General features: G+C 69.7%; 10 protein-coding genes. 6 read left to right on the top strand and 4 right to left on the bottom strand.

The features are described 5' to 3' along the window. Positions 1-65: 65 nt before the first annotated feature. Positions 66-938 carry a transglutaminase family protein gene (locus KLK06_RS62180; RefSeq protein WP_214633826.1) on the top strand — a complete coding sequence of 291 codons (873 nt, stop codon included), beginning with the start codon at positions 66-68 and terminating at the stop codon, positions 936-938. Here the strand turns inward: KLK06_RS62180 and KLK06_RS03725 are convergent. From KLK06_RS03725 to KLK06_RS03715, 3 genes are read right to left on the bottom strand one after another with little or no spacing between them, the layout of a single operon-like run. After that, positions 922-1764 (bottom strand): transglutaminase family protein, encoded by an 843-nt coding sequence (locus KLK06_RS03725; protein WP_214633825.1) that lies wholly within the window; start codon positions 1762-1764, stop codon positions 922-924. The two genes, KLK06_RS62180 and KLK06_RS03725, sit on opposite strands and share 17 nt — an antisense overlap. Then, a complete protein-coding gene (locus KLK06_RS03720) occupies positions 1764-2708 on the bottom strand; it encodes an alpha-E domain-containing protein (protein ID WP_214633824.1) in 945 nt (314 codons plus the stop codon). Before KLK06_RS03720 ends, KLK06_RS03725 begins: the two co-directional genes overlap by 1 nt. Positions 2709-2717: 9 nt before the next feature. Then, entirely contained in the window at positions 2718-4259 is a 1542-nt protein-coding gene (locus KLK06_RS03715) for a circularly permuted type 2 ATP-grasp protein (RefSeq protein WP_214633823.1), read from the bottom strand. Between the two features lie 77 nt (positions 4260-4336). On the opposite strand from KLK06_RS03715, the gene KLK06_RS03710 reads away from it, so the two are divergent. After that, positions 4337-5173 carry a transglutaminase family protein gene (locus KLK06_RS03710; RefSeq protein ID WP_214633822.1) on the top strand — a complete coding sequence of 279 codons (837 nt, stop codon included), beginning with the start codon at positions 4337-4339 and terminating at the stop codon, positions 5171-5173. Positions 5174-5247: 74 nt separating this feature from the next. Here the strand turns inward: KLK06_RS03710 and KLK06_RS62175 are convergent, their stop codons facing one another. Then, positions 5248-5637: a hypothetical protein gene (locus KLK06_RS62175; protein WP_214633821.1), complete on the bottom strand. Its 390-nt coding sequence runs from the start codon at positions 5635-5637 to the stop codon at positions 5248-5250. 40 nt (positions 5638-5677) lie between these two features. On the opposite strand from KLK06_RS62175, the gene KLK06_RS03700 reads away from it, so the two are divergent. The 4 genes from KLK06_RS03700 (at position 5678) to KLK06_RS61285 (ending at position 12148) form a co-directional block, all read left to right on the top strand. Then, positions 5678-6337, top strand: coding sequence for a response regulator transcription factor (locus tag KLK06_RS03700; protein ID WP_214633820.1), 660 nt, complete (start codon positions 5678-5680; stop codon positions 6335-6337). A 501-nt stretch (positions 6338-6838) separates the two neighbouring features. Further along, positions 6839-7864 carry a permease gene (locus KLK06_RS03695; RefSeq protein WP_214633819.1) on the top strand — a complete coding sequence of 342 codons (1026 nt, stop codon included), beginning with the start codon at positions 6839-6841 and terminating at the stop codon, positions 7862-7864. Continuing rightward, entirely contained in the window at positions 7861-8568 is a 708-nt protein-coding gene (locus tag KLK06_RS03690; RefSeq protein ID WP_214633818.1) for a TIGR03943 family protein, read from the top strand. The genes KLK06_RS03695 and KLK06_RS03690 overlap by 4 nt, the downstream gene beginning before the upstream one ends. Positions 8569-8881: 313 nt before the next feature. Further along, complete coding sequence (locus KLK06_RS61285; protein WP_284734861.1) at positions 8882-12148, top strand: S8 family serine peptidase; 3267 nt, start codon at positions 8882-8884, stop codon at positions 12146-12148. Positions 12149-12363 lie beyond the last annotated feature (215 nt).

The raw sequence follows: 12363 nt of genomic DNA, 5'->3' as shown, positions 1-12363 counted from the left end.
CGTGCCGGACCACCGGGCGCTCAAGGGCTTCCTCGAATGCATGAGATCGGCTACGGATGAGTAATGTGAGCGAAACAACGCGGCAGCACGATGAGGTCGTGGACATGCGACGGGTGCGGGTGGGATGCGAGTTCGTGCACGTCGCCGCCGCCGACACCCCGGCCGTCTTACAGGTCGAGCTCCGGAACGCGGCGCCGATCAGTCTCGTGGGGCAGGAGTGGTCGGTGGAGCCGCAGTTGCGCATCCGCCACTACACCGACCTCTACGACAATCCGTGTGTGCGGGTGGTGCTCCCCGCCGGACGGTCCACGCTGCGCTACGACGCGTTGGTGCTCGTGCCCGACGCGTTCGAGGACGCCGACGAGCGGGCGCCGGAGCTGCCACCGGAAGAGCTGCCCGACGACGTTCTCATCTACACCCTGCCCAGCCGCTATTGCCTGCCTGACATGCTCGGCGACGAAGCCTGGTCGCGCTTCGGCACGCTGCCCACCGGCTACACCCGCGTACAGGCGATCTGCGATCACGTCAACAGTCACCTGACGTTCCAGTACGGCAGCAGCGGTCCGCTGTCGACTGCGGTGGACGTCAACACCTCCGGGTTCGGCGTCTGCCGCGACTTCACGCACCTGGCGATCTCGTTCTGCCGGGCACTCAACATCCCGGCGCGATATGTCTTCGGCTACCTGCCCGACATGGACGTGCCGCCGGACCCGGCGCCCATGGACTTCGCCGCGTGGATGGAGGTCTGGCTGGGCGATCGGTGGTGGACCTTCGATCCGCGCAACAACCAGCGGCGCAAGGGCCGGATCCTGATCGGACGTGGACGGGACGCGTCTGACGTAGCCATGATCACCACGTTCGGGGCACCGGTCCTGGAGTCGATGATCGTACGCGCGGAGGAGGAAGACTCCGGCGGCTCGGTCAGCCGAGCCGGGTGACCTCGACGGTGACGCCGAAGTGCTCCGGCGCCGAGCCGGAGTAGACGCCGGACAGCGGTCGCACATCAGCGTAGTCACGGCCACGGGCCAGCAGCACGTGCCGGCTGCCCACGTCGGCGAGGCTGGTCGGGTCGACCGCGACCCAGTCACCGGCCCAGAACTCCACCCAGGCGTGGCTCTCACCCGCGGTCACCTCCCCGACCTCGGCGTCCGCCACCGGGTGCAGGTAGCCGGAGACGTAGCGGGCGGGCAGCCCGACCGCGCGCAGCAGCGCGAGTGTGACGTGCGCGAAGTCCTGGCACACGCCCTTCCCGGCCGCGCGGGCTTCGGCCGACGAGGTGCGTACGTGCGTCGCGCCCCGCTCGTAACGCAGCGTCTTGTGGATCCACTCGGCGGCGCGTAACCCGGCCTGCACCGGCGTCGACCCGGCGCGCAGGGACCGCCCGATCTCGGTGAGCTCCGGCTCGGCCGGAACGTACGATGAGGCGGCGAGCAGCTCGGCGAAGCGGTCCTGGACCGCCGGGCCGGCCAGGTCGGACCAGCTGGCGCCGACCGGCTTCGGCCGCGCCTGGGCAGTCTCGACCAGCGACGTCGCCAGCACGACGAGCTCGGTGTGCGGGACGTGGACGTCGAACGCGTCCACCGTCGTGCCCCAGTAGTCGACGTAGCGCAGGGGCCGGACCGCCGGTGTGATGGCGAGGGCGGCCTGCAGGGTGCGCTGCCCGTCGATGCTCGGCGGGGTCAACCGCGCTTCGTTGTACGAGGCGCGCACCGGTTCGGTGTACCGGTAGCCGGTGCGGTGCCGGACCGCGATCCGCCAGCTCATCACGCGAACTCCTCAAGGTTCCACTGCAGCGGCGGTGACCCGGCGAACAACCGCCGGGTGACCTCTTCGCTGACCGTCGACACGGTCCGCTGGAGCGCGTGCAGCCGTTCCGGCAGGTCGTCGAGGAGGTTGGCGGCGGACAGGAACTCCAGGTCGGTCCGGGCCCGGCCGATCGCCCGGCGAGCGGGCTCGTCCAGCGCGGACCTCCCGGACGCCGGATCGAGCCGGGCCAGCGCTTCCTCCCCGGTGCTGAGGGCGTGGAAGACCGACCGCGGGAAAAGCCGGTCGACCAGCAGGAACTCCAGCACCCGGGGAGCCTCGACGCCCTGCTGGTAGGTACGCAGGTAGGCGTCGTGCGCGGAGCAGGCGTGCAGGGTCGAGGTCCAGCCCTCACTCCCCCGCTTGGTGCCGATCCGGGCGGCGAGCAGGCGCGCGGTCATGTCCACCCGCTCCAGGCTGCGGCCGAGGACGAGCACGTCGTGACTCGCGTCCCGGCTCATACTCGCCTCGGCGTAACCCGCGAAGGTGGCCGCGCGTTCACGGACGTAGGAGAAGAACGGTGCGGGACCGAAATCGCGCGCGGCCGCCACCCGGGTCGGAAGGGAGTTGTGCGTGGAGTTGAGGCATTCCCAGATCTCCGCCGAGAGCGCCTCCCGCGCGCTGCGGGCGTTCCGCTGAGCGGCGACCAGAGCGCCGACGATCGAGTTGGGCCTGGCCTCGTCGTAGCCGAACAACTCCAGCAGGGCCCGGCTGTCCCGGTACTGCTGCGCGGTGGTCTCCGGAACCCCCATCACGGTCAACAGGACCGCGCAGGCGCCCGCCTCGTCCACGCCCGGGTCTTCGAGCACCTCGTGGAAATGCACGTCGAGCAGCCGGGAGGTGTCCTCGGCCCGTTCGACGTATCGGCCGACCCAGAACAGCGCCTCAGCGACCCTGCTCAGCATCTCGCTCCCTCACTGTTGCTGTTGCGGCTGATCGTTGTGGGGGCCTTGGTCGGGTACGGAGCCCCGCACCGCCTGCGCGGGGAACGCCGGCGGCCCGTCCGCCTCTGGCCCCTGCTCCGGCCTTGAGGTGAGCACCCAGGTGTCCTTGGAGCCGCCGCCCTGGCTGGAGTTGACGATCAGGCTTCCCTCCCGCAGTGCCACCCGAGTGAGTCCGCCGGGCAGCACCCGGACCTCCTCGCCGTCGTTGACCGCGAACGGCCGCAGGTCGATGTGCCGCGGCAACAGCTGATCGCCGAGCTGAGCCGGCGAGGTCGACAACAGCACCAGTTCCTGCGCGATCCACGCTCGCGGCTCGCCCAGCACCCGCTCACGCACCGCGGCCAGCTCGGCGTCGGAGGCGTGCGGCCCGATGACGATGCCGCTGCCGCCGGAGCCCTCCACCGGCTTGATCACCAGCTGGTCGAGCCGGGCCAGGCAGTCCGTCCGGACGTCCGGATCGTCGAGCCGGAAGGTCGTGACGTTGGGCAGCAGCGGCCGCTCGCCCAGGTAGTACTCGATGAGCTCCGGGACGTAGGTGTACGTCAGCTTGTCGTCGGCGACGCCGTTGCCGATCGCGTTGGCAATCGTGACGTTGCCGGCGCGGGCCGCGTTCAGGATGCCCGGACATCCCACGACGGACTCGGGCCTGAAGTGCACCGGGTCGAAGAAGTCGTCGTTGACGCGCCGGTAGACGACGTCCACCCGCTGCTGCCCGCCGATGCTGCGCATGTACAGGACCTGCTCGCGGCAGAACAGGTCCCGGCCCTCGACCAGCTCGATGCCCATCTTGCGGGCCAGGAAGGCGTGCTCGAAATAGGCGGCATTGTGGACACCGGGGGTGAGCAGCACCACGGTGGGCTGCTCGACACCGGCCGGCGCCGACCGGCGTAACGCGTCGAGCAACCGTCCCGGGTAGGAGGCGACCGGCCGTACCTGCTGCTCCAGGAACAGGCCCGGGAAGACGCGCGCCATCGTGCGCCGGTTCTCCACCACGTAGGACATGCCGGACGGTATCTGCAGGTTGTCCTCAAGCACCCGCAGGACACCCGCCTGATCGCGGACCAGATCGATCCCGGCGAGGTGGATCCGCACGCCGTTCGGCGGGCGGATGCCGTGCGCCGGCCGGCAGAAGCCGGCCGAGGTGGTGATCAGCGAGCGCGGCACCACCCCGTCCCTGACCGCCTCGGCCGCCCCGTAGACATCGGCGAGGAACGCCTCCAGCGCGCGTACCCGCTGCGCGACCCCCGCTTCGATGACCTCCCACTCGGCTGCGGGGATCAGCCGTGGAATCAAGTCGAGGGGGAAGACCCATTCCTCGCCCGCATGAGAGAAGGTGACACCCTGGTCGCGAAAGCTGCGATCACGGGCCGCTCCCCGCCGCGCCAGATCGTCGCCGGTAAGGGTCTGGAGGGCGTCATATAGTGCCCGCATGTGCGGATGCGGCAGCCCGTCCGCCCCGAACATCTCATCGTAAGCCGGGCCGCGCGGATATTCGTCGAGAAGCCCTCTCATACGAGGATTCGTACCACCGATATGTTGCCGCCACGAGTCTTAACTGCTGGGAAACAAATACCGTTCAGAATTGGAGAATGACGGTCGCGACACGGGTGGGGGGCGAGTCCCGCCAGATCTACGTCCTGCATCAGCGCTTTTGCTACACCTATGACGCACCGGTACGCGATCTGAACCACCGTCTTGTTGTGGTGCCGCCGCGCCGGCACGGCGACCAGCGCCGCCAACGGCACACGATCACGGTCTCCGCCGCCGAGGCCCGGACCACCCACCGCAGGGACGCCGACGGCAACATGGTCACCCGGTCTCGCCTGCCGCTGGTACACGACCAGGTCGAGTTCGTGCTGGAGGCCGTCGTCGAGCGGGTCGGACCGGGCTCCGACGCGCTCCTGCCCGCCGCCGCAGTCACCGACCCGCGCTTCCTCCGCCCGACCCGCCTGACCGCCGCCGACCCGGCGATCCGGGAGCTGGCCTCGTCGCTGGCCGGCCGGGACAAGCTGCCCACGGCCGAACGGTTCTGCGGGTACGTACACGAGGCGATCAGCTACGCGCACGGCATGACCACCGTCGCCACCACCGCCGCCGAGGCGCTCGCCATCGGCCACGGGGTGTGCCAGGACTCCGCCCATGTCATGATCGCGCTCTGCCGTTCGGCCGGGCTGCCCGCCCGCTACGTCTCCGGGCACCTGCTCGGCGAGGGCGGCACGCACGCCTGGGTGGAGGTCATCGTCGCCGACCCCGCCGGTGCCCGTGCGGTGGCGTTCGACCCGTGCAACGGGCGCCGCGCCGGGCTCGACTACCTGACCGTGGCCACCGGACGTGACTACACCGACGTGGCCCCGACCTCAGGCACCTACGTCGGCTCCGCCCGGGGCACGCTGACCGCAACCAAGCAGGTCAGCATCGAGGGGTAGCCAACTGTTCGTCGTTAAAGGCGATATCGGATAATGGCCGTCAGCGCAGTCGCGGGGGGAACATCTGACGGAAGTCACCGGCCCGAAGCGTTCTCCCTCCCTCGCAGCCACACGCTGATGGTGGCCACCGAGGCAAAGGCGATGGCCGCCGCGGTGAGCATGAGGCCCCAGCCGTAGGTGTTGAGATAGGCGCCGAGCACGTACGCCGGGATGCGCGCGAACGGATTGCCGGTCTCGGGCACCGGGTCGGCCGCGGTGACCAGCAGGCCGAGCCCCGCCTCGACATCCTCGACGACGGCAGGTCGCCGCGGCCCGACGGGGCGGCACCCGGGGGCGGGCACGGGCTTGTCGGGATGCGGGAACGGGTCGCGCTTTACGACGGGACGCTGGAGGCCGGACCGCAGCCGGGCGGCGGTTACCGCGTCACGGCCGTCCTCCGGCTGACCGGGGAGGCCCCGTGACATCGAGCACCGTGACGATGCCCACCAGAAGGATGGTGTCCTGGTGACCATCCGCGTGCTCCTGGCCGACGACCAGCAGATGATACGTGCCGGGCTGCGCCTGATCATCTCGGCGGAGCCCGACATCCAGGTGGTCGGCGAGGCCGGTGACGGGCCCAGCGCGGTGACCGAGGCACGCCGGCTCCGCCCGGATGTGACGCTCATGGACATCCGCATGCCCAAGCTGGACGGCATCCGGGCCACCCACCGCCTCTTCACCGACACCCCGCCGCCGACCCGCGTCATCGTCCTGACCACCTTCGACATCGACTCCTACGTGTACGAGGCGCTGCGCGCCGGGGCGAGCGGCTTCCTGCTCAAGAACGCGCCCCCGGAAGAGCTCGTCCACGCCATCCGTGTCGTCGCCTCCGGCGAGGGGCTGCTCGACCCGGCCGTCACCCGGCGGGTGATCGAGGAGTTCGCCCGCACTCCCGCACCACTGCCCGCGCCGGCGCAGGTAGCCACCTTGACCGCACGCGAGCTGGAAGTCCTGCACCTGGTCGCGCGCGGCCTGTCCAACGCCGAGATCGCGGCCCGGCTGTACGTCAGCGAAGCCACCATCAAGACGCATGTCGCCCGGATGCTCACCAAACTCGCCCTCCGCGACCGCGTCCAGGCCGTCGTTTACGCTTACGAACACGGGCTCATCCGCGCCGGCGGCTGACCCGCAAGGCCGATGCGCAGGTCCGCCTCACCTTGATCTCCATGCTCGGTCACCATGGCACGACCTCGGGCTTGGAACGTAGGGTTCGACTCGGACCACAGTAACCTTGCACAAGGTTATTCGTTGATGACTAAGAGTGATTGTTGTAGCCGGGAGATGGTGTCGTATGACGCGCGGTGAGCCAGTTCTGTATCTGATCGCCTGTGGGGGCGTCCCGCCGCGCAGTTGCCGGCCTTGGTCGGCCACGCTCAGGCGGATGGGTGGACGGTGTGCGTGGTCGCGACGCCCTCGGGGACGAAGTTCATGGATGCCGCACGGCTGGCCGAGCTCACCGGATTCCCGGTGCGGAGTGACTACAAAAGGCCGTTGACCGTCGAATGACTGGACGCTCCACGACGCAAACTGGCCAGTGGTCAATTCCGGCTTCTCGCAAGAGTCGTGACAAAACCCGCTACTCTGCTGCCGCGTGTCATCTGGACCAAGTGCTGGGCAGGGAGGGCCATGACGCAGGGAACCCCGCTGGATTGGCCCGGGGCAGAGGACCAGCTGCCGCCGGACACGTGGGGGCGCGGGCCTGCCCGTGAGTCGTGGCTGCCGTGGTCGTTCGTTTTCCTGGTCGCGCTCCTCGTGGCCGGCCGAGTTCTGCTGGCTCCGTATCTGACGGCGCCGGCGCTGCAGACGTGGGCCACCATCTTCGTCGCGGTGTGCGTGCAAGCGCTGCCGTTCCTGGTGTTCGGGGTGGCGTTGTCGGCGGCGATCACCGCGTTCGTGCCCGCCTCGTTCTGGACCAGGGCTCTGCCGCGCAAGACCTACGCGGCGGTGCCGGTGGCCGGGGTGGCGGGCGCGGTGCTGCCCGGGTGTGAGTGCGCCTCGGTGCCGGTAGCCTCCGGGTTGATGGCGCGGGGTGTGGAGCCGGCGGCGGCGCTGGCGTTTCTGCTCGCCTCGCCGGCGATCAATCCGGTCGTGCTGGTGGCCACCGCGGTGGCCTTCCCCGGTGATCCCGCGATGGTGGTCGCGCGGTTCGGCGCATCGCTGACGGTGGCGGTGCTGGCCGGTTGGATCTGGGCGCGGTTCGGGCGTAGCGAGTGGCTGCCGGTACCTCGTCGTACGGCGGCGCCCGGGCAGGGCAAGGGGGGCGCCTTTCTGGACGCGATGTGCCATGACCTGCTGCATACCGGCGGGTTCCTGGTCATCGGCGGGCTGACCGCGGCGACTCTGAACGTGGTGGTCCCCCGCTCATGGCTCACCTCCGTGGCCGGCGTTCCGGTGGTGTCGGTGCTGGTGCTGGCGCTGCTGGCGGTGCTGCTGTCGATCTGCTCGGAGGCCGACGCGTTCGTGGCCGCCTCGCTGACCGCTTTCTCGCCCACGGCCAAGCTCGCCTTCCTGGTGGTGGGGCCGATGGTCGACCTGAAACTGATCGCGTTGCAGGCGGGGACGTTCGGGCGGGCCTTCGCCTGGCGGTTCGTGCCGCTCACACTGACGCTGGCGATCGGCGTCAGCTTCGTCACGGGGTGGGTGCTGCTGTGAAACGCCAGACGCAGAGCCTGATGCTGCTGATCCTCGGCGGCGCGCTGCTGAACATCTCCGCCTTCTCCGGAACGTACGTCAACTACGTCAAACCGGGCTTCCGGCCATTGATCATCGGGGCCGGGGTGGTGCTGGTGGGCCTCGCTCTGGTGGCTCTTGTCCGGCAGTGGCGTGACCCCAGCGAGCACGGGCACGAACACGGGCACAGTCACGGGCCGCGGGTGGCTTGGCTGCTGGCCGTGCCCGTGTTCGCCATCGTGCTGGTCGCGCCCCCCGCGTTGGGCTCGTTCGCGGCGGGGAGCGAGGACGACGCGCCCGCGCCGCGCCCGCCCACCCCGGTGGCCTACCGGCAGCTCTCCGGCGGCGTGCCCGAGCTGGCGCTCGGTGAGTTCATCGGGCGCGCCTACGATCCGGCCGGTACGTCGCTCGCGGGCCGGCAGGTCAGGCTGACCGGCTTCGTAGTGCCGTCGAAGAAGAAGAACCGCTGGTACGTCACCCGAATGCAGATCAGCTGCTGCGCCGCCGACGCCCTCGCCCTGAAGGTCGCGGTCCAGGGCGTCCCCGCGCCACGGGAGAACTCCTGGGTCCAGGTCACCGGCGAGTGGATCCCGTGGAAGGGCAAGATCCCCAACGGCTACGTGATCCCCGACATGTCCGCGACCGACGTCACGAAGATCGACCAGCCTGTGGAGCCGTACGAGTAGCAAATCGTGAAATGTGCTGGATTGTCGGCAGGATTCTGGCAACTCGATAGGGTTCTCGGCCGCGTGATCGCTGGTTACACTCCGGTCGGAAACCGAGCCGCCCCACAAGGGCGGCCCTTCAGCTCGTCACCCACCGGGGAGGGTTCAGTGATCTCTCCGGTGTGCCTCGACGCAGGGTGACCTGATGCCTCCTGGGCGGCGTGGTGAGTCCGTGCAGCCCCTCGACGAGGAGGATCTTGTGTTATCCAGTTCCCGCTTATCGCGCGCGCGGCGGTTCGCCTCGGTGGCCATTGGGTTGAGCATGGTGGTGGTCATGAGCCCCGCCGCGGCGCGGGCCACGCCCACGCCGTCTCCCTCGAACGCGAAGTGGCAGGCCACTCCCATCACCGGCGCCCAGCTTGTCGAGGGCGCCAAGTCCCCGACGGGCAAGCTGGCCAAGAGCGACCAGGCGCTGCTCCGGGTCACCTCGCCGGCGCCGATCAACATCATGGTCAAACTGGACTACGACTCGCTCGCCGCCTACCGGGGCGGACTGCCCGGCCTGCCGGGCACCAGTCCCGCCGTCACCGGAAAGGCTCTTGACACCAGAAGCGCCGAGGCCAAGAAGTACGGCCAGCACATCGAGAGCGTTGAGAAGGAGTTCCTGGGCGGGCTGGCGAGCAAGGTCCCCGGGGCCGTCGTGGGCCAGCGGGTCAGGACGGTCTACGGCGGCATCGCGCTCAGGATTCCGGGCAACAAGGTGGCCGAGGTGCTGAAGCTGCCTGGCGCGGTCGCCGTACAGGAGGACAAGCCCCAGCAGCTCCTCACCGACTCCAGCCCGCAGTTCATCGGCGCCGACACCATCTACAGCCAGCTCGGCGGCAGCAACTCCTCGGGCAAGGGCGTGATCGTGGGCGTGCTGGACTCCGGCGCCTGGCCCGAGCACCCCCAGTTCGCCGCCCCCAGCGGCCTGCCGGCCCCCGGTCCGACCAAGGACGGCACGGCCCGGGTCTGTAACTTCGGCGACAACCCGCTGACCCCGGCCAGCGATCCCTTCACCTGCAACAACAAGCTGATCGGCGGGCAGCCGTTCCTGGAGACCTACAACGCGGTCTTCGGCGGCGAGGTCTATCCCGACAGCGCCCGTGACTCCAACGGCCACGGCACCCACACCGCCACCACGTCGGCCGGCGGCCCGGTGGCCGACGCGAACCCGCTGGGGATCAGCCGCGGCCCGATCCACGGCATCGCGCCCGCCGCCGAGGTCTCGGTCTACAAGGTGTGCGGCGCGGAGGGCTGCTTCCCGTCCGACGCGGCACAGGCAGTGGCACGTGCCATCCTGGACGGTGTCCGCGTCATCAACTTCTCGATCTCCGGTGGCAGCGACCCGTACAGCGACCCGGTCGAGCTGGCCTTCCTCGACGCGTACGCGGCGGGCGTGCTGGTCTCGGCGTCGGCGGGCAACTCGGGGCCCGGCGCCAACACCACCGACCACCGCAGCCCGTGGGTGACCACGGTGGCCGCGTCCACGCAGACCAGAACGTTCCAGTCCACGGTCACACTGTCCGGTGGCGGCGCGACGGCGACGATCAAGGGCGCGTCCATCACCTCGGGGATCGCCTCGCCGCTGCCCGTGGTGCTGGCGTCCGCTCCCCCGTACTCCAACGCGCTGTGTGACACCCCGGCCCCGGCCGGGATCTTCACCGGGAAGATCGTCGCCTGCGAACGCGGCCCGAACCGGGTGCTGAAGAGCTTCAACGTCCGGCAGGGCGGCGCCGCCGGGATGATCCTCTACAACGCCTTCCCGTTCGACGTCTTCACCGACGCCCACTGGATCCCGTCGGTGCACGTCGACAAGCCCGACACCGACATCCTGCTGAGCTTCCTGACCGCGCATCCGGGCGCGACCGCGTCGTTCACCCAGGGAGTCAAGGCGAGCTGGCAGGGCGACGTGATGACGTACTTCTCCTCGCGCGGTCCCGGCGGCGACTTCCTCAAGCCGGACGTCACCGCGCCCGGACTGCACATCCTGGCGGGCATGACCCCGACCCCCGAGTCACCGCTCGAAGGGCCGCCCGGCAACCTCTACCAGGTCATCCAAGGCACCTCCATGTCGGCGCCGCACGTGACCGGCTCGGCCGCGCTCGTGTTCGCGCTGCACCCGACCTGGACCCCGGGACAGGTGAAGTCGGCCCTGGAGACCACGGCCAAGACCGGGGTCACCAAGCCGGACCGCACCACCGCCGCGGACCCGTTCGACATGGGCGGCGGGCGCATCGACCTGACCAAGGCCGGTGACCCCGGACTGACCCTGGACGAGAGCGCGGCCAACTTCGTCGCCTCGGCCGCCGACCCGCTCAACCGGATCGATCTCAACCTGCCCTCGGTCAACGCGCCGACCATGCCCGGCATCATCAACGCCAAGCGCACGGTCACGAACACCACCAACAAGACGCTCACGTTCACCGCCTCGGGCACGAGCGTCAGCGGCGCCAACATCACGGTGCTGCCGGCGCGCTTCACCGTCGCGCCGGGCAAGAGCGCCAAGCTGAACGTGATCATCACCGCGCCGGATCTGCCCGACGGGCAGTACTTCGGCCAGGTGGACCTCAGGCAGGTCGGCGGCTCGCGTGCGCTGCACCTGCCGGTGGCCTTCTTCCGCCAGGAAGGCATCGTACCGGTCGACCAGACCTGCGCGCCGTCCACCATCCCGAGGAACACCGGCGAGTCCACCTGTACGGTCACCGTGCAGAACAACAGCCTGGCCGCCGCCGAGGTGACCGCGCTCAGCACACTTGACGCGCGCCTTCGGCTGAACAGCGTGACAGGGGCCACCAAGGTCGGCACCCAGATCGCGACGACCAAGGCGACCCTGGCCGCCAAGCAACCCGACAAACCGACCATCGCACCGGGTCAGGGTCCGGCCGGATACATTCCGCTGGACGCCTTCGGCATCACACCGATCCCGATCGGGGACGAGCAGGCGCTGAACTTCACGGTGCCCGCCTTCACCTTCGCCGGGAAGACCTACAACAGGATCGGCGTGGTCTCCAACGGCTACAGCGTGGCCGGCGGCACCAACGGAGCCGACGACATCGCGTTCCTCCCGCAGACGCTGCCCGACCCGGCACGACCGAACGCCGTGCTCGCCTCCTACTGGACCGACCTCGACGGCACCGGCGCCCCCGGTGTCTTCGCCGCGACACTGACCGACGGCGTCAGCACCTGGCTGGTGCTGGAGTGGCGGGTGAACATCTTCGGCACGACCAGCACCAAGGTGTTCCAGCAGTGGATCGGGCTCAACGGCGTGGAGGACATCAGCTACGCCTACGACCCGGCCAACCTGCCGGGTGACGCCCCCGCCGGCGCCGGCCTGACCGTGGGCGCGGAGAACGACGAGGGTACGGCGGGCGCCCAGATCAGCGGTCCGCCCACCGAGGACCTGGTCGTCACGAGCACGCCCGGCGCCCCCGGAGGCACCCTGACCTACTCGATGAAGATCAAGGGGGTCAGCCCCGGCGTCGGCAACGTGACGACGGCCACCTCGACCCCGCAGGTCAAGGGGATCACCGTCGAAGTGGACAAGATCACCGTCCAGTGACCCGATAGAGCCGCGGGCGGTTCGACACCGCCCGCGGCGTCACCCCTCGCCCTCGACGAAGAGCCGGCCGAGGTCGACGTCCCGTTCCAGGTGGACGGCAGGTTCACCTTCTGGGGCGGCCTCGCCGTCCGCCTCGTGAAGGTACGGGGCAGCCGGTACAACACCGGGACCGGGATCCAGATCGCCCTCGACGCCGGAGCCTCCTCGGCGGGTAA

The organism is Nonomuraea sp. NEAU-A123 (assembly GCF_018603905.1).
GTDB lineage: Bacteria > Actinomycetota > Actinomycetes > Streptosporangiales > Streptosporangiaceae > Nonomuraea.
This window is presented reverse-complemented; position numbering and strand designations above follow the sequence as displayed.

Coding starts and splice junctions, on each gene's coding strand:
- KLK06_RS03695 (WP_214633819.1), top strand. CDS start 6,839: ATGACGCAGGGAACCCCGCTGGATTGGCCCGGGGCAGAGGACCAGCTG.
- KLK06_RS62175 (WP_214633821.1), bottom strand. CDS start 5,637: ATGTCACGGGGCCTCCCCGGTCAGCCGGAGGACGGCCGTGACGCGGTA.
- KLK06_RS03715 (WP_214633823.1), bottom strand. CDS start 4,259: ATGAGAGGGCTTCTCGACGAATATCCGCGCGGCCCGGCTTACGATGAG.
- KLK06_RS03710 (WP_214633822.1), top strand. CDS start 4,337: ATGACGGTCGCGACACGGGTGGGGGGCGAGTCCCGCCAGATCTACGTC.
- KLK06_RS03720 (WP_214633824.1), bottom strand. CDS start 2,708: ATGCTGAGCAGGGTCGCTGAGGCGCTGTTCTGGGTCGGCCGATACGTC.
- KLK06_RS03725 (WP_214633825.1), bottom strand. CDS start 1,764: ATGAGCTGGCGGATCGCGGTCCGGCACCGCACCGGCTACCGGTACACC.
- KLK06_RS61285 (WP_284734861.1), top strand. CDS start 8,882: ATGAGCCCCGCCGCGGCGCGGGCCACGCCCACGCCGTCTCCCTCGAAC.